The organism is Butyricicoccus faecihominis (genome assembly GCF_024462775.1).
Classification (GTDB): domain Bacteria; phylum Bacillota; class Clostridia; order Oscillospirales; family Butyricicoccaceae; genus Agathobaculum; species Agathobaculum faecihominis_A.
In genome coordinates this window covers 1-19,101 of sequence record NZ_JANGCE010000055.1, presented here as the reverse complement: position 1 = coordinate 19,101, position 19,101 = coordinate 1, and the positions used below count along the sequence as shown (strand labels likewise).

The following is a 19,101-nucleotide window of genomic DNA, read 5'->3' as shown; positions in this document are numbered from 1 at the left end:
CGGCGGCTCCCCCGCGTCCCCCCCCCCCCCCCCGCCTTTTTGTCGCTCAGGAGAGCATACCGTCAAGCGCGAGGTTTACCTTGAGCACATTGACGCGCGGTTCGCCGAACACGCCGAGCAGGCGGCCTTCGGTATATTGCCGAATCGTCTCGCGCACCTCGTCCTCGCTTTTGCCGGTGGCCTTTGCGATGCGCGGCACCTGATATTCGGCGGCGGCCGGGGAGATATGCGGGTCAAGCCCGGAGCCCGAGCAGGTTACAAGGTCGACCGGCACCGGCTCGCCCGCGCGGTCGGGATTGGACGCGCGTAGCTTTTCCACGCGCTCGGCCACCAGCGTCTCATATGCGGGGCTGGCGGGGCTCAGGTTAGAGGGCCAGGCGTACGCGGCGGGCGCGCCGTTTGCATCGGTAAACGTGCCCACGTCGTATTGCATGACGCGGCCCCACAGGTGGCCGTCCTCCGTGAACTGTTGGCCGAGCAGCGCGGAGCCGACGACCTTGCCGTTCTGAGAAAGCAGGCTGCCGTTCGCTTGGCTGGGAAACAACAGCTGCCCCAAACCCATGACCGCCATGGTGTAGATCAGGCCGGTGATGAGCGACATGAGGACGAGCAGCCACATGGCGCGGACGATCACGCCGCCGGTTTTTGTTTTGGTATTCATATGCTTCTAAATCTCTCCTTACAGCAGCCCCAGCAGATACAGGGGGCCGGTGACCGTTAGTGTGATAAGCGTAACGCCCGCGAGCACCGCCGCGGGCGCGCAGAAAAGCAGCGCGGGCAGCAGCAGGGCAGGGTGACGCAGCAGGAACGAAGCCATATAAGCTTCCCTCACTTTCAAACAAGGCCGAACGACGAAAGCAGCAGGTCGATCAGCTTGATGGCGGCAAACGGCGTTAGGATGCCGCCGAGGCCGTATACGAGCAGGTTGTGCGAAAGCAGCTTGCCCGCGGGCACCTCGCGGTATTTGACGCCGCGCAGCGCCAGCGGAATGAGCGCCACAATGATAAGCGCATTGTAAAGGATGGCGGAAAGAATCGCGCTTTCGCCGCTGTGCAGGCCCATGATATTGAGCGCGGACAGGCCGGGGTACAGCCCCATGAACAGCGCCGGGATAATGGCGAAGTATTTTGCCACATCGTTGGCGATGGAAAAGGTGGTGAGCGCGCCGCGCGTCATCAAAAGCTGCTTGCCGATGCGCACCACTTCGATCAGCTTGGTGGGGGAGGAATCCAGATCAACCATGTTACCGGCTTCCTTGGCGGCCTGCGTGCCGGTGTTCATGGCCACGGCCACGTCGGCCTGCGCAAGGGCGGGCGCGTCGTTCGTGCCGTCGCCGGTCATCGCGACAAGGTGGCCCTTGGCCTGATAGTCGCGTATCATGCGCAGCTTGCCTTCGGGCGTGGCTTCGGCCAGAAAATCGTCCACGCCCGCCTCGGCCGCGATGGCCGCCGCCGTCATGGGGTTGTCGCCCGTGATCATGATGGTTTGAATGCCCATTTGGCGCAGGTCGGAAAATTTCTCCTTCACGCCGTCCTTGATGATGTCTTTTAAATGAATCACGCCTAAAATTCGATGATTCTTGGCTACGACCAGCGGCGTGCCGCCCGCGCGGGCAATATCCTCCACCACGCCACGGCATTCGGCGCTGTATAGGCCGCCGCCCGCCTCGGCCCAAGCGCGAACGGCTTCCGCCGCGCCCTTGCGGATCTCGCACCCGTCAAAATCCACGCCCGACATGCGCGTACCGGCCGAAAAGGGGAGGAAGCGCATGCCCTTATCGCCGACCGTCCGTCCGCGCAGCCCGAATTGCTCCTTGGCTAAAACGACGATCGAGCGGCCCTCCGGCGTTTCGTCGGCAAGGGAGGAGAGCTGGGCCGCGTCGGCCAGCGCGCGGGCGTCCGCGCCGTCCACCGGGAGAAAGGCGACGGCCTTGCGGTTGCCCAGCGTGATGGTGCCGGTTTTGTCAAGCAGCAGGATGTCGACGTCGCCCGCGGCCTCGATCGCGCGGCCGCTCATGGCAAGCACGTTGGCGCGGTTTAAGCGGCTCATCCCGGCGATGCCGATGGCCGAGAGCAGCGCGCCGATCGTCGTCGGCGCCAGACAGACGAGCAGCGCGATCAGCGCGGTGACGGACGAGGGATTCGCAAGCCCCGCCTGCTTTGCCGAAAAGTCCGAATACGCGTACAGCGCGACCGTGACGAGCACGAAAATGATGGACAGCGCGGTGAGCAGGATTTGCAGCGCGATCTCGTTTGGGGTCTTGCGGCGGTTGGCGCCTTCGACCATGGCGATCATCCGGTCGAGAAAGCTGTCGCCCTCCTCCTGCGTCACGCGGACGGTCAGCCAGTCGGACAGCACGGTCGTGCCGCCCGTGACAGCCGAGCGGTCGCCGCCCGCTTCGCGGATGACGGGCGCGGACTCGCCGGTAATGGCCGATTCGTCCACCGAGGCCGCGCCCTCAATCACCTCGCCGTCCGCCGGGATTTGTTCACCGGCGCGCACGAGGAAGCAGTCGCCTTTTTTCAGCGCTTGTGAAGCCACGTCGGTGAACGCGTCGCGGTTTGCAGGATTGGTCAGCCGGTGCGCCGTCACGCCCCGGCGCGAAGCGCGCAGCGTATCGGCCTGCGCTTTGCCGCGGCCCTCCGCGATCGCCTCGGCGAAGCCCGCGAACAGACAGGTCAGCCACAGGATGACGGCAATGCCAAAAATAAAGCCGGTGCCTGCGTCCTGCAGGCCGAAAAAGGTAAGAAGAAATAAAACCGTGGTGAGGATGGCCGAAAGATAGACCAGAAACATCACCGGGTTTTGCAGCTGTGTTTTTGGGTTCAGCTTTACAAACGAATCCCGCACGGCGCGTCCGACCAGCCGAGGGTCGGAAAGCGCTGTTTTTTTCTTTTCTTTCATACGGTGAGCACTCCCTTTTATGCAAGCATTTGTGTAAATTCAGCGATCGGGCCTAGGCTTAAAGCCGGGAAGAAGGACAGCGCGCCCACCAGCACGACGATAAAGATCAACAGGCCGACGAACATGGCGTTCGTGGTGGAAAGCGTGCCTGCCGAAACCGCCGTCCGCTTCTTTTGCACCATTGAACCCGCGATGGCAAGCGTGGCGAGCATGGGGAGAAAACGCGCCGCGAGCATGACCAGACCGATCGATACATTCAAAAACGGCGTGTTCGCGTGAAAGCCCGCAAAGGCGGAGCCGTTGTTGCCCCCGGCGGAGGAATAGGCGTACAGCACCTCGGACAGGCCGTGCGCGCCGCCGTTATTCAGGCTGTCCGCCGTCGCGGGCAGCAGCGTGGCGATACAGCTGCCGATCAAAATGACCAGCGGCGTCGCTAGACAGACTAAGACCGCCATGCGCATTTCAAACGGCTCTATTTTTTTGCCCAAATATTCCGGCGTACGGCCCACCATCAGGCCGGCGATGAACACGGCGAGCATGGCAAAGCCGATCATGCCGTACAGGCCGCAGCCGATGCCGCCGAACACGACCTCGCCCAGCTGCATCAGCAGCATGGGCGCCATGCCGCCGAGCGGCGTTAGGCTGTCATGCATACAGTTGACCGAGCCGTTCGAGGCCGCCGTGGTATATACCGCCCAAGTGGCGGAGGCGGCGATACCGAAACGGGTCTCCTTGCCCTCCATGTTGCCGCCGGGGTAACCTTCGGCCGGGGCCATGGCCACCGCGCCGTCCTGCGCGAGCTGCGGCGTGCCGTTTTGCTCCATGACCGCGACCACACTGAGCGCCGCGACCAGCAAGAGCAGCATGGCGAAAAACAGCGCCCGGCCCTGCCGTTTGTCCCGTATGCTGCGCCCAAAGGCAAAGCAGCAGGCCGCCGGAATGAGCAGCAGCGAGAGCATTTCGATCAGATTGGAAAGCGGCGTTGGGTTTTCCAGCGGGCTTGCCGAGTTGACGCCGTTATAGCCGCCGCCGTTTGTGCCGGATTGTTTGATGGCGACTTGGCTCGCCTGCGGGCCCATGGGGATGATGCCGCGCGTCACGGTGATTTCCGTACCGTCCTCCTGTTGCACGGTGGCGGGTTCGACCAGCTCGTAAACCTGATAGTCCTTTAGATTGGTCATGACGCCCTGCGACACAAGAGCCAGCGCGATCACCAGATTCAGCGGCAGCAGTACGTACACGACCGCGCGGGTCACATCGGCCCAGAAGGAGCCAAGCCCTTGCTTTTGTACGCGCCGAAAGCCGCGTATCAGCGCAAACAGTACGGCCAGCGCGACCGCCGGGGTGACGAAGTTTTGCACGGTTAGGCCGATCGCCTGTGAAAAATAGCTCAGCGCCGATTCGCCCGAGTAGGACTGCCAGTTGGTGTTGGTCACAAAGCTGGCGGCTGTGTTAAAGCCAAGGTGCCAGCTCGTGCCTTCGATGCCTTGCGGGTTCCACGGCAGGCGGCCCTGTAACATCAACACCGCCCAGAGGGCAAATAGGCTCAGCGCGGAAAAGGCAACGGCGCAGCCCGCGTATTTCTTCCAGCTCATTTGTTCGCCGGGATCGATGCGCAGCAGCTTGTAGATCCCGCGCTCGCACGGGCCGAGCACGCGGCTGAAAAAAGTCTTTTCCCCTTCCATCGCACGGCTCATGAATCTGCCGAACGGCACGGCCAGCGCGATGAGCAGCACGGTGTACAGTGCGATCTGTAAAATAGCGTTCACTTCTTATTCCTCTCCTTTTAACAGCACATAGCTTAAATAGACCAGCACGAAAATTGCCACAACGCCTACCGCGGCGACGACGACTTGCATAGAGACCCCTCCTTTGTCTGCTTTTTGGTTCGATGGCATAATACCATGGAAAAAATAAGCGCGCCGCTAAAAAAACAGCGCGCCTGTTAAAGCTTTATTAAAATAGAAAAGAGGGGCGGGAGCCCTTAACGTTTCCTTAATGTGAACGGAAAAACCTTAACCGCCCGCAAAGACAAAAGGGGGTATAGTAAAGATAGAAGAAAGGGGGGTGAGGAAATGAACATGCTGATCGTTGCCGCGGGGTTTGTTTTCGCTCTGGCGTTTTTGGGGTATCGGCTGCTTCAGCTGGGCCGCTTCCTCGATCACAGCACGCTGCACCCCTATCCATGCGATACGATACACTGTGAAAACGCGCAAAACAAACGATAGATGAAAAAGTCCGGCCGCCGCAGAGTCGCATCTGCGGCGGCCGGACTTTTTCATTTTTTACTGCGCGGTCTCGGCTTCAAACTTTTGCTGGTAGGCCTTTTGCAGCGTTTGCAGCAGGTCGGGCGCCTTGCCGCCGACGGGTTTGCCGTCTACCTCGCTCACGGGGATGCAATGCGCGCCGGTGGAAAGCACAAGCACTTCGTCCGCCGCCATCAGTTCCTCCATGGTAAACGGCGCGACGCGAACCGGAATGCCATGTTCCTCGCAAAGCTGCAAACAATGCAGCCGCGTGATGCTGGGCAGGATCAGCTCATCCGCCGGCGGGGTGCAGAACGCGCCGTCCTTTAATATGGCGATGCCGGAGTGCGCGCCCTCGGTCACGCGGTTTGCGCGGTGGAACACCACCTCGTCGCATCCCGCCTCGTGCGCCCGCTGCGAAGCGACGACGTTCGGGATCAGGTTCAGCGTTTTGATATTGCAGTGCAAAAAGCGCGTGTCCTCGCGGGAAAGAAGCTTCATCGCGTTTTGCTGGCTGTCCAGCCTCGTCGGTTCAACAAAAACCAGCAGGCTGGGCTTTGCGTCCTTCGGAAAAGCGTGCATACGGTGGGAGACGCCGCGCGTTACCTGCCAATAGCACACACAGGGCGAGGCGTCCACGCGGCTGATCAGGTCGCGCAGAAGCGCGTCCAGCTCGGCGCGGGGCATGGGCTCGGTGATTTCGAGCAGGCGCAGGCTGTTATAGAAGCGATCCATGTGGTCGGAAAGCGCGAAGGGCTTTTGGTTCATGCAGGCGGCCGCCTCATACACGCCGTCGCCAAAATAAAAGCCGCGGTCGGTCACGGGGGCGCGCACCTCGTCGATCGGTCCGATCTCGCCGTTATAGTATGCAATATCCTTCATGGGGTGTCTTCCTCCTTCTGTTCCGGTGTCCAGTATTCTCTTAGTATACGATAAACGTGCGCGCTTGGCAAGCGCCGCAGGCCATGCTATAATAAAAGAAACATATGCCCAAGGAGACTGTTCATGATGAAAACACTGCTGCACATCTGCTGCGCGCCCTGCTCGATCGCCTGTATCGACACGCTGCGGCAGGAGGGAATAGAGCCCACCGGGTTTTGGTATAATCCAAACATCCACCCGTTTACCGAATACAAAACGCGGAAAAACACGCTGCGCGAATATGCGGAAAGCATCGGTCTAACGCTAATCGTGCAGGAGGAGTACGGCCTGCGCCGCTTTATCGAGGGCGTGTATCCGGATTTTGACCGCCGCTGCGCGTTCTGTTATACGCTGCGCTTTGAGGAGACCGCGCGCTACGCGGCGGAAAACGGATTCGACCAGTTTACCTCCACGCTGTTCGTCAGCCCCTATCAGAACCACGAGCTGATGCGGCAGGCGGCTGAGCGGGCCGCGGAAAAGTACGGGGTGGCCTACTTGCACCGCGATTTTTCGCCCCGCTTCCGCGAAGGGCAGGACAAAGCGCGCGAATTGGGCCTTTATATGCAGAAATACTGCGGCTGTATATTCAGCGAAGAGGACCGCTATAAGAAGAAGCCGAAAAAGAAAAAGGATGCATAAGGAAATTGCTTTACAAACGGCGCGGAAACTGCTATAATACTTCTCGTACACGCGCCCGTAGCTCAGCTGGATAGAGCGTTGGACTCCGACTCCAAAGGTCGCAGATTCGAATTCTGTCGGGCGTACCACAAAAGCCGCTTATTCGTAAGGATAGGCGGCTTTTTTGCAACTTTTTCGGGGGCTTAAATTTTTAAAAATTACTCTTGGGGTTTATTTGGGGTTTATGCATTAGAAAAAGCGCCCCTCCTTGAACGAGGGACGCATAGGTTTAAGCTTGCCGTTTGACCGGATGCAGGATGTTTTGTAGGGTATCAGCTGCGGCTTCATCTGCGGATTTTATCGCGTGCGCATAAACTTTGCTGGTGGTAGTTGTATCAGCATGGCCGAGACGTTTTGCTACGGTTGGAAGATTCGTGCCAGCAGCGATCAGCAAGGTTGCGTTGGTGTGGCGCAGGCTGTGAACATGAATCGAAGGCAGGCCGTTCCGGACGGCGAATTTATGAAACCACCCCGTAATCGTGTCTGGGCGAATTGGGCGACCGTCCCAGCAGGTGAAGATGCGGTCGGTATTTTTCCAGCGATCGCCAAGCCTAAGACGTTCTTGCAACTGCCAGGCTCTTTGTTCGCGCAAAGAATCAAGTGCGGCCGATGATATTTTGAGACAGCGTTCGGATGATTCGTTTTTTGTTTCGTCTGCGAATACGCCTTTCCCGGACAGATAGAGCGACGATCGCCGGATGCGCAAGAGGGAATGCTCGAAATCAACGTCCTTCCATTCTAAGCCGCAGAGTTCGCCGCGGCGCAGGCCGGTAAACATAAGAAGCCTTACAATGGTTCTGTGCTGTACGCTTTCTTTCTCTAGAAGCTCTAGCATATGGTTCGCCTGCGTCTCATCAAGATAACTGGCTTCTTTGCGCCGCGCCTTTGGAGGGTCAACTCGCTCGCACGGGTTGGAGTAAATAACTTGCCATTTAACGGCGGTAGACAGTATGGAAGAAATTAAACGGTGGTGATGCTGTACTGTGCTGTCGGACAGCACATCTTTAGACACCGGCACAAATAATTTATCCAAAGGCGCGCTCAGAGCGTCGCTGATGCGCTCGGCGCTTCGCAGGCTTATAGTCTCACCTCTGCCCGCGCAATAAATCACAGTAATCCCTACGCCCGCCAGATCGGCAAAGGCTTTGTGAGAATAGTTTTTACTCCGTAGTATGGCGATGAGGTCGCCGGCGCATTTATACTTAATATCCCTCCGAACACCTTTTTGCTGAAGATTTTTATAAAATGACATGAGATGGTTCGGTCGGAGCTTGTCCAGCCTGATGTGGCCTATTGCAGCATTGATACGCGACATCAAGGTGCGATAGCGCGCGACTGTAGTCGGACGAAGTTGACGCTCGGCATAGTCGGTAAACCACTGCTCTGCGAAATCCGCGAAACGGACGTTGCCCTCCAGCACCTGACCGGTAGTGCACTTTTCTTCGAACAAGACAGCTTGCCGTTGAAGCTCTTTGGCGATCTGACGTTCCGTCATACCCGACTCTGGTGTCCAAGTCATGCGCTTACGAACCTGTGCGCCGGTCAGATCGTACCCGCAGGACGCGGTAATTCGATAGCTATCACCGCGCTTTTCAATGGTTGCCATTGAGAAAACCCCTTTCTTTCCATGATTAAGTATGGTAAGATAGAGGTACAGATTCGACCGACCAAGTTTAATCTGTACCTCGTCCCGTTCTGGTGCGCCAACACCGGAGCGGGATTTTTTCACGTTATGGCACGAACTCCACTTTTACGACCTTACCCAGCACCGAAATATTCGTATCAGATAACTGGTAGATCTGTGGCTTGTGCTTTGGATTCGTGGATTGCGGCATCAATGTGACTATGTCGCCATCACGATAAAAACGCTTTAAAGTAGCGTCTTCCATGTCAATAAGAACGACTGCAATTTCTCCATCTAAAACAATCTCTTGTTTGCGCACGATGACGATATAACCGTTCTTGATCCCTGCAGCGTCCATACTGTCTCCCTTGACGCGCAACGCGAAGTAGTCAGCTCCGCCATTTAAATCTGTGTAGGTATAACCTTCAATATTTTCTTCTGCAAGCATTGGATATCCAGCAGGAATGCGGCCGAGAATGGGGATGCGTTTTAAATGCGGAAAATCGACGGGAACTACGTTTGAAGGGAGAGATTGTGGAGAATCAATAGATAGACGTCCACCTTTGTCTTCAATTAAGTCTGATTTTAAAACGCCAAAATAATTAGCAAGCATTTCTATTTTGTCAATTCGAGGGTACTTATTACCGTTATACCAATCAGCAAAAGTGGTGTATTTGAAATTTAAGTCGTTACATATTTGGTTCCTATCCTTTCCAAAGCGCTCCATTAAGAATCGAAGATTGTTTGAAAAGATTTTTTTATTACCGAGTCCCTCCATGAAATCACCTCCTGTGTGATGATTGCATTATACGCCGAATGCGTAAATAATGCAATAGAAAAATAAAATAATTACGACAAAGGCGTTGACATGACGCTTAAAGCGTGATAACATACAGATATGGAGGTGATAAAGTTGAGAGTAACGTTGAAAGCTGCTCGCACAAATGCAGGGTATACACAAAAGCAAGCAGCCAAAATTATTGGTGTTACCGTGGACACCATAGGTAATTGGGAACGCGGAAAGAGTTTTCCAGATGCTTTGCAAATAAAAACGATCGAGCAAGCATACAAAATCGCTTATGACAATCTTGTTTTTTTACCCGATATTACGCTTAAAGCATAATGGATTGTTGTTATGGGCGGTACGATGAGAAGAGGTGAAACGAATGCCTGAATCAATCCACCTGCCACGTATTCGATCTGCCCAAGAAGCATTAAGGGAGATTCAGCAGGCGGACCCAAATACAGCACTGAAGTTATACCATCTGCAACGATTGATGAAATCCGGGACCGTTCCAACGCTCAGAGCGGGGAATCGGCTATTCGTCAACCTCGACATGCTGATCGAGTACATAGCCACGCATCCGGACTTAGACCTTACGGATGAGCATACAGTCGATGGCATTCGGGCGATATCCGAGTAAACAAATACATGAAAGGAAGTGGACAAGCCATGAAACACTATGAAATAACCGTAAACAACGGAGACTACCCGCTGACGTACAGGTGCAGCACGATTGCGGAAGCCTACGGCTGCTTGGAAACGCTGCGCACGGGGCTACTGCATAACCGCACGTTCAATATGGAAGGGATCATGGAACTGCTGGTTGAAATTCGGCACGGCAAGGTTCTGGGTCACAGCGACTACGGCTGGTCGATCAGGGTCTGCGAGGGCGAGGTATGACGCGCTACTACCGGCTGGCGAGCATAGCGTTGGCCGCATTGATGATAGCGACAAAATGGTGTGAAGGGGGTGGTTCGGTGGCAGTTTATGCGGGGATCGCGGTGGGGCTGGCAGTGATGATGCTGGTGCTGGCGTACAAGATCGATACTGCGATCAGACACGGATATAAGGTCGAGCGCGACGAGCGGCTGTGGAAATGAGGAGGCGGGTAGCGTGATGGCAATCATTTACCCAAAGCTGGAGCACTGGATGGTCAATAACGGGATGAACGAAAAACGGCTGGCCGCTATGATACCGGCAAGCCATACGACGGTACGCAACTGGCTGCACGGGCGGACGGATATGCCGTTGGGGACGGCGCGGCGGTTTGCGGATTTAACGGGAATCAGCATGGACGATCTGTTTCAGACAAAAGAAAGCCGCCCCGGAACGGCAATTCCGAAGGCGGCAAGTACAAATATCACACCTCTATAATAGCCGCTGGGAGGCGGGAAGTCAATGAAAGAAATTAAACTTTTACAGCTTGAGATTGAAAATTTTAAGGGCTGCGCGTTTGCCGATATCGAATTTGGCGGCCGGGATGGCGCGATCTATGGGCGCAACGGCGCGGGCAAGTCCACGATCTATGACGCGCTATGTTGGCTGCTGTTCGGCAAGGACAGCAAGGGGAACGCGACGTTCGACTTGATGCCGCTGGAAAACGGGGAGGAGAAACACGGCGCATCCCCGGAGGTCGTGGCGGTCTTGTCGGTGGACGGCGATCAAACAACGCTGCGCCGCGTGTACAGCGAGGTTTGGACGAAAAAGCGCGGCAGCACAGATGCGGTTTTGACGGGTCATACGACCGATTTTTTCACGGACGGCGTGCCGCGCACCGAGACCGAATATAAGCAAATCGTCGGCGGGCTGGTGGGCGAGGACGCTTTTCGGCTGCTGACGAGCGTGTACCGTTTTTGCCGGGACATCAAGTGGCAGGAACGGCGCAAGATGCTGTTTGATATGTGCCACGTGGTTTCGGATGCCGCGCTGCTGGCGGCGTTACCGCAATGCGCGGAGCTGGCCGGGGAGGTCGGCAAGCTGACGGTAGACGATTACAAGAAGGCGCTAACGGCGCAACGGCGCACGGTAAACGGCGCGCTGGACGAGTTGCCGGCGCGGATTGACGAATGCGAGCGGTCGGCGGGAGAGTTGGCCGCGATCGATTTCGACGGGCTGCGGCTGCGACTGGACGAAATGCAGACTGAGCGTGAAGCGCGGGCGGGCGATCTCGTCAAACTGGATAACGACACGGCGCAGGCAGAAGCGAAAAACCAACTGGACGCGCTGGCAAATGAGCGAAACCGGCTGGAACAGGACAATCTGGCGCACCGGTGCAGTCAGGCGGTACCGGTGGAGGACCCGCGGGCGACAGTACGGGCCGAGCTGGAACAGATCAAGGCCAGACTGCGGGAAGCTTCCGCCGCGGCGAGTGACGCGCACACGCAGATCGAAATGGGTAGCCTGCGACTGGACGATTACCGGAAGCGCTGGCGGGAGATCGACCGGGAGAAGGCGCCGGCGGCCGGCGTTTGCCCGACCTGCGGACTGACGATGCCCGCGGACAAGGTAGCTGCGGCAAAGACAAAGTTTGAAGCGGACAAAAAGGCGCGGCAGGACGCGCTGCTTGCAGACAGTGAGTTGTTGAAAAAGACGATTGCCGAGCAGGGAAAAGTAGAATCAGCAAAGCGCGCGGAGGTGGAAAAACTTTCAGCGGCGGCCGACAAGTTGACAAACCAGCTTGCGACGATGCGCGCCCCGGAGCCGCCGGTGATCGACGACCTGCCGGGCTATGTGGAACGGGTCGCTGAATTGAACGATGCGATCACGGAAGGTCAAAAACAACTGCACGAGATCGTGACGGCGAAGGATGACCGCCGCGCGACGCTGCAAACCGAGGTTGATCGGCTGGACGGCGTGCTGAACAGCATCCGCGAGGGGCTGGCGAAGGAAGCACAGCTCGACGGACTGCGGGCGCGCGTAGATGAGCTAAAGGGGCAGCAGCGGGAGCTGGCGGCCGAGATCGAGCGGATCGACCGGATGATCGACCAGTGCGACGAGTTTAGCCGCTGCAAGGTGGATTCGATCACAGATGCGGTAAACGCAATGTTCCGTATGGCGCGCTTCCGGCTGTTTGACACGCAGCTCAACGGCGGCGTGCGCGACTGCTGCGATGTGATGTGGGACGGGCGACCCTATGCGGCGCTGTCCGACGGAGAAAAGGTCAAGATTGGGCTGGATGTGATGCAGACGCTTTCCGACTTCTACGGCGTGCGTGTGCCGCTGTTCGTGGACGGGGCCGAGAGCGTTACCGATTTCCCGTCGGTCACGTCGCAGGTAATCCGGCTGTGCGTATCAGATGAGGAGTTGAGGATCGCGGTATGAAACTAAAGGATTTGATGAAGCCCGCTACGCCGCCGCTGCCGGCGAAAACCTATTTGGCGGTCATTGTTGGCGTATACGAGGTAGGCCAGCATTTCAGTGAGAAGTTCAAAAACTACAACCACAAGCTGATTTTCCAGTTTGACATCCCGAACGCCAAGGATGACGAGGGAAAGCCGAGACAGCTTTCCAAATGGCTGACGCCGGGCAGGAAAAAAGGATGCGACTTCTTGAGTTTTTTCGGCGGGCTGGATGACAAAAGCTATTCTGCTGAAGAGGTAAGCGACATTGATCCGGCGGATTACCTTGGGCGCGCCTGCCAGATCCGCGTGACAGTGGATGCGGAAACGCAGAAAAACAAGGTCGAAGCAGTTATGACGCTGCCGGACGGCATCCCGGCGCCAAAGACCGATACGCCGCTGGTTTGGTACTCGGTCGAAGAGGATGGCTTTGAAGGTAAGAAGTGGGAGGGCTTGCCCGACTGGGTGCGGGACATTTGCGAAAAGAGCGAGCAATACCAGCAGGATCCGCCGGAAAAGAATCTGGACATGCCGGAGGATGCAGCTGCCGCACCGGCGAATGAGGACGGAGGTTGCCCGATTTGACGTTTCGGAGCCTTGCGAGTTCGTCGGCGGGTAATGCGTATCTGGTGACGGACGGGGACACAACGCTGCTGTTGGAATGTGGGCTGACACTGCCGAAGCTGAAAAAGCTATCCGGGTTTACGCTGTCGTCGGTGGGCGCTTGTTTTGTGACGCATGAGCACCAAGATCACGCACACGCGGCGGGGCTGCTGATCAAGCAGGGGATACCGGTTTATATGTCCGAGGGGACAGCGCGAGCGCTGGAATTGCAGGAGGCCGAGATCGTCGAGCCGGGCGTGCCGGTGACGGTGGGCGGATTTCGCGTGATGGCGTTCCGGGTTTGGCACGACGCAAAGCAGCCTGTCGGCTATTTGATCGAGGACGTGCGGACGCGGGAGCGGCTGCTGTTCGCGGCGGACACGCGGAACCTTGACTGCGTTGTGGCCGGGCGACTGACCTACATAGCGGTCGAATGCAACTACGACGACAAAAAGCTTGGTCTTTCCCAGCGCATCAACCCCAAGGTGCGGGAGCGCATCCGGCACACGCACATGGATATAGAACGCGTGATGCGGTGGCTGCGCAAACAGGATCTCAGCGGCGTGTTGACGGTTTGGCTGCTGCATTTATCGGACAGTCATGCGAACGAACAAGAGTTTTTGGAGCGGTTTACTTCGGAATTTCCGGGGATACAGTTTGAAATCTGTAAGAAGTGAAAGGAGTTATTATGAGCGAAACAATGAATAAGACGGGCGAGGTCAAGGAGATCAACATCCTCGACATGATGAACGGCGCGATCGGTGAGCGCGTGGATTACGAACTGGGAAAGGTGATGCGAAACTGCCTTGACCTGAACACTGACGCGAAGAAGGCGCGCACGCTGACGCTGGAGATTGGGATCGTGCCGACCGAACACCGGGACAGCGCGGCGATCAAGGTTAGCGTAAAAAGTAAGCTGGTGCCGGTCAAGGCGCTGGACAGCACGCTGCTGCTCGGCGGAACGGCGGATGAGCCGGTTGTGATGGAGTACACGCCGCAGGTACCCGGACAGCGCAACCTCGCGGGCGGCGAACAGGATGAACCGAAGATGATCCGCCTTGCGGATGTCAAGCAAGCGTAATTGAAGGAGGAAATAAAAATGTTAAAGGAAGCAATCGACCGCATTTTGAGTTTGGCCGACCCGACGATCACGGAGATCGACGGCGAGCGATATGCAGACCGCACGCTGCAACGCATCAAGAAGGAGTTGGTTGCGGCGCCGCTGCAAGTACATACGTTGTCCGCACTGGTGGATTACATCACCGAGGGTGCGGACGAGGCCGCAGAGAGCGAAGAGGCGATCCAGCGCAGGTTTGTGGTGCATGTGGCGGACTTCGACCGGGTGTATCTGCACCGCGAACTGAACAGCGACAAGGCGAGAGAGTGTTTGCTGGAAGCGGAGATCGCGGTGCCGACGTTTCCATTTGGGCGCTGGATGGACATGGAGACGTTCATCATCAACATGCAGACGCATTTTGTGCCGACGGAAAACTGCGACGCGCTGGTCGCGCTGGCGGGCACAGTGACGGCCGAGGACGGGACAACCCTTGCCGATGACGGCGTGACGCAGAAGGTGACGGCGCGGACAGGCATTTCGCTGGTCAAAAAGGTCGATGTGCCGAACCCGGTGATGCTCGCGCCGTTCCGCACTTTCCCGGAGATCGAGCAGCCGGCAAGTCCGTTTGTGTTCCGCGTGAAAAAGGAGGGCGACGCGATCTATGCGGCCCTGTTCGCGGCGGACGGCGACGGGTGGAAGCGGGAAACGATCCTGCGCATCCGCGACTGGTTCACGATGGAGCTGACCGATGAACAGCGGCAAGATGTTATCATCCTTGCCTGATCCGGTGGGCGCTGGGGCGGAAAAATCCGCCCCTCCGTTGCCCGGCGGGAGGTGATACGGTGGGCAGGCAACCCAAGGTGGGACTCGATTTTTGGCTACGGGATGTGCGGCTATTTCGTGACCCGAAGCTGCGGCGACCGCGGCAGGAGTACGGATATCTGGCGCTGGTGGTGTATGAGCACTTGCTCGACATCTTGTACAGCGACAAGGGGTACTACATAGATTATCGCGGCGAAGCGCGGGACGATGTGCTTTGGCAACTTTTGGAGATCGTACAAGGGCGGTACGTTGTGACCGCCGAAACATTGGCGAGTGTGATAGACAGTCTTGCGGCGTGTGAACTATTCAGCGGCGACCTATACAGGCGCGGATTTATCACATCGAAAAGAGCGCAGAAGGGATATTTTTCGGCGACACTCAGCCGAAAATCCCAGCAGATCGACTTTGACATTTGGCTGCTCTCCGAGGAGGAAATGCGGGAGCTGAACCCAAGTGGCAACAGTTTTGTACTGCAATCTTTTATTTCTCACCGAGAAAAGCGGGTTTTTCAGCCGGAAAAGAGGGTTTCTCAGTCAGAAAGTACACAGAGCAGAGAAGAGCAGAGAAGAGGAGAGAAGAACAGAGAAGAGTACAGTAGAGCAGAGAACAGCAGAGAATGCGCGGACGCGCTGGCTGTTGATCTGGAGCGAGTGATTGGAACTGAAATAGACCGAAACTTCCGGCTGGACATCGCCCGGCTGATGGACATGGGCATGCAGGACACGGTGTTTTTAGACGCTGGGCGGCAGACTGCGGATAAGGCGCCGCGAAAACCAGCGGCCTACCTGCGCACGATACTACAGGGCTACGAGCGCGACGGCGTTTGGACAGTGGCCGACCTGAATGCAACGCAAAAGAAACCGGCGCCGGAGCACACGCTCCGCGACCCTGACAAGCCGCTGTATCCGGGCGGGCCGACCGCGGCGGAGCTGGAGGACATGGAGCGCTGGCGGCGCGATGAGACTATCAAGGCGAGAAGGGAGGAACTGCAAAATGGTGGACAAAGCGAATAAACGCGAGATCATGCGCAGTGTGAAGGACAGTAATATCAATTACGCAGTGGAATTACAGAAAGTCAAACCCGACGAGAAGACCCGCCGGGAGATCGCCGCGGCGAAGCGGTCGGTGCTGGTTAGGGGCGATTAAAATGGGCGCGACTTTATTTGCCCAACTGTACAGCGACTATGACGGCGGAGAACCAACAAAAGAGCAAACACGGTTTGCACGTTGGGTGAACAACCGCGTCGTGTTTAAAAGCTGCCGATGGGAGGACTACAAAACGTGAAAACACTATACATTTACGGATCCAGCGACGATTGCATTGAAATCGAGGGCGGAATTATCGACGAGGTTGACGCTTATGATTGCGGTCGGAGCATTACCCTGCTGTCACCGAAAGGTGAAGGACTAAAAGTCTACGCCGAGTACGCCCTTGGCCCCGTCGAGGAGCTGGCCGCGCTGGTCAAGGCACGGGAGGAGGGACGGGTGCATATCGACCCGCCACCCGCAAAAGAGGGCGACCCAAAGCCGGATTGCTTTGAGGACTATGGGGGAAGCCTCTGGTGCCTAGGGTATCATTGGTCAGAAAATGACGATGAACCGTGTGACCGTTGTAAGCAGTGCTGGTATTGCGAGAGCGGAGATTATGCCGATGACCGCGCCGAGGCAGAGGCGGCGCTATCGGGAGGTGGCGGGGATGGGTAAGGATTACGATGACATGACAACTGCCGAGCGGCTGGTTTGGTGGGCAGAAAACTGCGATAGATGCAATAACGGCTGCCAAGTAAAGCCTCTACTGTTACTTGCCGCCGCTGAACTTGAGGCGGCGCAGCGTGAGGAGGGGCAGGACACCAAATCTGCATCTTCCGCCGCCCAAGATACAACTACACTTTAACGTCCGGCTGACCGGACAGTAAAAACCATAGGGGCAGTACTTTAAAGGCGCGCCACCTCCTGACGAGGAGGACCTATGAGGATATTGGTAGCCTGTGAAGAATCGCAGGCGGTAACGATTGAACTGCGGAAGTTGGGTCATGAAGCGTATTCCTGCGACATTGAACCCTGCTCCGGCGGACACTCTGAATGGCATTTGCAGGTGGATGCGTTGGAACTTCTGAAAATGCGCTGGGATATGATCATTGCGTTTCCGCCGTGTACGTACCTTTCCAACGCGGGAAATCGGTGGCTTTGGCAGGGAGGGAAACTTAATAATGCGCGTTATCAAGAGGGGCTGACCGCAAAAGCGTTTTTCATGCGGTTTTTGGAGGCAGATTGTCCTTGCATTGCGGTGGAGAACCCCATACACGCAAGGATATACGACACGCCGCCGTGCTCGCAGGAAATCCAGCCGTATATGTTCGGGCATCCATTTACCAAAAAAACAAGGTTGTGGCTGCGAGGACTGCCGCCACTGCTGGCAACGGATATTGTCGCGCCGGAACGGTGTTTTATGCCAAGCAGCCGGAGCGGCGAAAATGGATTTGCACAACATACTAGCAAAGCGCGAAGCAAAACCTTCCCCGGTATCGCCCGCGCTATGGCGGAGCAGTGGGCCGGAGTATGCGAATAAAACAAAACCGCCCCGGTTGTGGGGCGGGAGGAGGGGCGGGATGGATAAGCGTTGCAAGAGATATGTCGGCGTAGCCTGCGTGGATGGAACATGCCCTATGGCCGCGCAAGACGAGTACGAAGAGCGCTGCATACCGGTGATCAGGACTTGCCGGGAATGCTGGCTATACAGGGGTTGCGAGGACTGCGCCTTGGCAGACACGGATTATTGCGATAAAAACCGCCCCGGTGATGGGAAAGGAGGTTGATACAGTGAGCAGACCCCGTGAGGATTGGTGGGAATACACAAAGCGCATTATACGGTCTTACCCAGCGTTGAAGCGCAAGGCCGAGAGCGTCGGCGATCAGAGCGTCACGGCGGCCTATGGGCCCTCCGGTGGGCACGGAAGCGGCGTCGGGCGGCCGGTGGAGCGTGCGGTCGTTGACCGGCTGACCGACAAGGAGCAGCGGCGATATGACGCGGTGACCGCGGCGATTGAGGAGACCGGGCGCATGAAGCAGGGGCGGTACCGGTTGGAGCTGATACGGCGGGTGTATTGGGATAGGTCGCACACGCTGTATGGGGCGGCGCTGTGCGTGCCGATCTCAGAGCGGACGGCGTGGCGCTGGAACGCGAAATTTATTAGGACGGTTGAAAAATTTTTAGACCTTCCATGAAAAGTGGCAGAACGCGGCCCATGCAAGGGTTTATACTGGTACCGTGGATTGATGGAAAGAACCATGACCGGGAAAGCAGCTTCGGAGACGGGGCTGCTTTTTCATGTGAAAAGGCCGGGACATTAAGCCCCGGCCTGCGTTCAATCGATATGGAGTTGCTGCTTCAATGCGGATTGCAGGACGCTGGAAAAATTAATGTGCTGTTCTTCCGCGATAGCGTTAAGCCACGAGGGAATGGAAAGTGTTTTCTTGACGGCCTTGGTATCATGTTTCTTGCGGTACGTCACCATGTCGAACGGTACAAGGCTTACGAAGTCGCCTACGTTCGGCTTTATGGTGGCGGGGTTTGACGCTTTCGGAAACTCGCCTTGATGTCCTTCGAGGCACAGGCCGATTGCGTCGGTGACCATTTCGATGGACTCTTCCAACGTGTCGCCCTCGGAAAAGCATCCGTCAATATCGGGTACGCTCACCGAGTACCCAACATCTTCGGGGTGAAATACTGCGGGGTAATAAATTTTATTCATGATGGCACCTCCTTCTATATTGAGCCGGGAAGCGCGGGGCTTATTTCAGCCCCGCTTGCTTTAGGATGTTCCTTTCGGTTCCCGGCTTTAACGCTTTGTTGTGGAAAGGAACGGTTGTGGATTTGCCGGTTATAGGGTTTCGGAAGAAACGATGTGAGCCATTCGAGCGGATATATTCAAAGCCGTTATCTTCGAGTAGCTTTATCATTTCCCTTGGCGTCATCGGCATTTCATCACTTCCTTTACTATGATTATAGTATAACACGTATAATACGTATTGTCAAGGGCGCGACAAAGAAAAATTATAAATAATTCAACCGTCTGCGGATTTCGTAGGCGGTTTTGTTATGGAAAGAATGTGGTCGTGGTGCT

At 56.7% G+C, this 19,101-nt stretch carries 28 protein-coding genes and 1 tRNA gene; 19 read left to right on the top strand and 10 right to left on the bottom strand.

Annotation, left to right across the window (positions count from 1 at the left end; genetic code table 11):
* Positions 1-46: 46 nt before the first annotated feature.
* Genes kdpC through NE562_RS17510 form a run of 5 tightly spaced genes read right to left on the bottom strand, consistent with a single transcriptional unit; the run spans position 47 to position 4,802 of the window.
* On the bottom strand, positions 47-661 hold the full coding sequence (gene kdpC / locus NE562_RS17530; protein WP_280963711.1) for a K(+)-transporting ATPase subunit C: 615 nt from the start codon (positions 659-661) through the stop codon (positions 47-49).
* An 18-nt stretch (positions 662-679) separates the two neighbouring features.
* Positions 680-817: a hypothetical protein gene (locus NE562_RS17525; protein WP_280963710.1), complete on the bottom strand. Its 138-nt coding sequence runs from the start codon at positions 815-817 to the stop codon at positions 680-682.
* A 17-nt stretch (positions 818-834) separates the two neighbouring features.
* Complete coding sequence (gene kdpB, locus NE562_RS17520; RefSeq protein WP_280963709.1) at positions 835-2,904, bottom strand: potassium-transporting ATPase subunit KdpB; 2,070 nt, start codon at positions 2,902-2,904, stop codon at positions 835-837.
* Between the two features lie 17 nt (positions 2,905-2,921).
* Positions 2,922-4,673, bottom strand: a complete 1,752-nt coding sequence (kdpA, locus tag NE562_RS17515) for a potassium-transporting ATPase subunit KdpA (protein ID WP_280963708.1) — start codon at positions 4,671-4,673, stop codon at positions 2,922-2,924.
* A 3-nt stretch (positions 4,674-4,676) separates the two neighbouring features.
* Positions 4,677-4,802, bottom strand: coding sequence for a hypothetical protein (locus NE562_RS17510; RefSeq protein WP_280963707.1), 126 nt, complete (start codon positions 4,800-4,802; stop codon positions 4,677-4,679).
* Positions 4,803-4,979: 177 nt separating this feature from the next.
* Between NE562_RS17510 and NE562_RS17505 the strand changes: the two genes are divergently transcribed.
* A complete protein-coding gene (locus tag NE562_RS17505; protein WP_280963706.1) occupies positions 4,980-5,132 on the top strand; it encodes a hypothetical protein in 153 nt (50 codons plus the stop codon).
* A 57-nt stretch (positions 5,133-5,189) separates the two neighbouring features.
* On the opposite strand, the gene NE562_RS17500 is transcribed toward NE562_RS17505, so the two are convergent.
* Entirely contained in the window at positions 5,190-6,032 is an 843-nt protein-coding gene (locus NE562_RS17500; RefSeq protein ID WP_280963705.1) for an aminotransferase class IV, read from the bottom strand.
* Between the two features lie 123 nt (positions 6,033-6,155).
* Between NE562_RS17500 and NE562_RS17495 the strand changes: the two genes are divergently transcribed.
* Both NE562_RS17495 and NE562_RS17490 read left to right on the top strand, forming a co-directional pair.
* On the top strand, positions 6,156-6,710 hold the full coding sequence (locus NE562_RS17495; protein WP_330646072.1) for an epoxyqueuosine reductase QueH: 555 nt from the start codon (positions 6,156-6,158) through the stop codon (positions 6,708-6,710).
* A 51-nt stretch (positions 6,711-6,761) separates the two neighbouring features.
* A tRNA-Arg gene (locus tag NE562_RS17490) sits at positions 6,762-6,838 on the top strand.
* Between the two features lie 140 nt (positions 6,839-6,978).
* Here the strand turns inward: NE562_RS17490 and NE562_RS17485 are convergent.
* Together NE562_RS17485 and NE562_RS17480 are read right to left on the bottom strand one after the other, a co-directional pair.
* On the bottom strand, positions 6,979-8,355 hold the full coding sequence (locus NE562_RS17485) for a site-specific integrase (RefSeq protein WP_280963704.1): 1,377 nt from the start codon (positions 8,353-8,355) through the stop codon (positions 6,979-6,981).
* A 124-nt stretch (positions 8,356-8,479) separates the two neighbouring features.
* Complete coding sequence (locus NE562_RS17480; protein WP_280963703.1) at positions 8,480-9,151, bottom strand: LexA family protein; 672 nt, start codon at positions 9,149-9,151, stop codon at positions 8,480-8,482.
* A gap of 135 nt (positions 9,152-9,286) precedes the next feature.
* Between NE562_RS17480 and NE562_RS17475 the strand changes: the two genes are divergently transcribed.
* The 16 genes from NE562_RS17475 (at position 9,287) to NE562_RS17400 (ending at position 18,202) form a co-directional block, all read left to right on the top strand.
* Positions 9,287-9,496 carry a helix-turn-helix transcriptional regulator gene (locus tag NE562_RS17475; RefSeq protein WP_280963702.1) on the top strand — a complete coding sequence of 70 codons (210 nt, stop codon included), beginning with the start codon at positions 9,287-9,289 and terminating at the stop codon, positions 9,494-9,496.
* 43 nt (positions 9,497-9,539) lie between these two features.
* Complete coding sequence (locus NE562_RS17470) at positions 9,540-9,797, top strand: hypothetical protein (protein ID WP_280963701.1); 258 nt, start codon at positions 9,540-9,542, stop codon at positions 9,795-9,797.
* Between the two features lie 29 nt (positions 9,798-9,826).
* Positions 9,827-10,057, top strand: coding sequence for a hypothetical protein (locus NE562_RS17465; protein ID WP_280963700.1), 231 nt, complete (start codon positions 9,827-9,829; stop codon positions 10,055-10,057).
* Between the two features lie 77 nt (positions 10,058-10,134).
* Positions 10,135-10,257 carry a hypothetical protein gene (locus tag NE562_RS17460; protein WP_280963699.1) on the top strand — a complete coding sequence of 41 codons (123 nt, stop codon included), beginning with the start codon at positions 10,135-10,137 and terminating at the stop codon, positions 10,255-10,257.
* A 16-nt stretch (positions 10,258-10,273) separates the two neighbouring features.
* The gene (locus NE562_RS17455) at positions 10,274-10,531 is read left to right on the top strand and encodes a helix-turn-helix transcriptional regulator (RefSeq protein ID WP_330646073.1); all 258 of its coding nucleotides are present in this window, start codon (positions 10,274-10,276) and stop codon (positions 10,529-10,531) included.
* Between the two features lie 24 nt (positions 10,532-10,555).
* Complete coding sequence (locus NE562_RS17450; protein ID WP_280963697.1) at positions 10,556-12,478, top strand: AAA family ATPase; 1,923 nt, start codon at positions 10,556-10,558, stop codon at positions 12,476-12,478.
* Entirely contained in the window at positions 12,475-13,080 is a 606-nt protein-coding gene (locus NE562_RS17445) for a phage replication initiation protein, NGO0469 family (RefSeq protein WP_280963696.1), read from the top strand. The genes NE562_RS17450 and NE562_RS17445 overlap by 4 nt, the downstream gene beginning before the upstream one ends.
* Positions 13,077-13,775, top strand: coding sequence for an MBL fold metallo-hydrolase (locus tag NE562_RS17440; RefSeq protein ID WP_280963695.1), 699 nt, complete (start codon positions 13,077-13,079; stop codon positions 13,773-13,775). Before NE562_RS17445 ends, NE562_RS17440 begins: the two co-directional genes overlap by 4 nt.
* An 11-nt stretch (positions 13,776-13,786) precedes the next feature.
* Positions 13,787-14,179 carry a hypothetical protein gene (locus NE562_RS17435; RefSeq protein WP_280963694.1) on the top strand — a complete coding sequence of 131 codons (393 nt, stop codon included), beginning with the start codon at positions 13,787-13,789 and terminating at the stop codon, positions 14,177-14,179.
* 18 nt (positions 14,180-14,197) lie between these two features.
* Positions 14,198-14,938, top strand: coding sequence for a hypothetical protein (locus NE562_RS17430; RefSeq protein ID WP_280963693.1), 741 nt, complete (start codon positions 14,198-14,200; stop codon positions 14,936-14,938).
* A gap of 59 nt (positions 14,939-14,997) precedes the next feature.
* The gene (locus tag NE562_RS17425; RefSeq protein ID WP_280963692.1) at positions 14,998-15,990 is read left to right on the top strand and encodes a DUF4373 domain-containing protein; all 993 of its coding nucleotides are present in this window, start codon (positions 14,998-15,000) and stop codon (positions 15,988-15,990) included.
* Entirely contained in the window at positions 15,971-16,123 is a 153-nt protein-coding gene (locus NE562_RS17420; protein WP_280963691.1) for a hypothetical protein, read from the top strand. The genes NE562_RS17425 and NE562_RS17420 overlap by 20 nt, the downstream gene beginning before the upstream one ends.
* 135 nt (positions 16,124-16,258) lie before the next feature.
* Complete coding sequence (locus NE562_RS17415) at positions 16,259-16,681, top strand: hypothetical protein (RefSeq protein ID WP_280963690.1); 423 nt, start codon at positions 16,259-16,261, stop codon at positions 16,679-16,681.
* Entirely contained in the window at positions 16,674-16,871 is a 198-nt protein-coding gene (locus NE562_RS17410; RefSeq protein WP_280963689.1) for a hypothetical protein, read from the top strand. Before NE562_RS17415 ends, NE562_RS17410 begins: the two co-directional genes overlap by 8 nt.
* 75 nt (positions 16,872-16,946) lie before the next feature.
* Positions 16,947-17,546, top strand: a complete 600-nt coding sequence (locus tag NE562_RS17405) for a DNA cytosine methyltransferase (RefSeq protein WP_280963688.1) — start codon at positions 16,947-16,949, stop codon at positions 17,544-17,546.
* A gap of 251 nt (positions 17,547-17,797) precedes the next feature.
* Positions 17,798-18,202, top strand: coding sequence for a hypothetical protein (locus NE562_RS17400; RefSeq protein ID WP_280963687.1), 405 nt, complete (start codon positions 17,798-17,800; stop codon positions 18,200-18,202).
* A gap of 140 nt (positions 18,203-18,342) precedes the next feature.
* Here the strand turns inward: NE562_RS17400 and NE562_RS17395 are convergent, their stop codons facing one another.
* Positions 18,343-18,729: a type II toxin-antitoxin system HicB family antitoxin gene (locus NE562_RS17395; RefSeq protein ID WP_280963686.1), complete on the bottom strand. Its 387-nt coding sequence runs from the start codon at positions 18,727-18,729 to the stop codon at positions 18,343-18,345.
* A gap of 40 nt (positions 18,730-18,769) precedes the next feature.
* Positions 18,770-18,958, bottom strand: a complete 189-nt coding sequence (locus NE562_RS17390) for a type II toxin-antitoxin system HicA family toxin (RefSeq protein WP_280963685.1) — start codon at positions 18,956-18,958, stop codon at positions 18,770-18,772.
* Positions 18,959-19,101 lie beyond the last annotated feature (143 nt).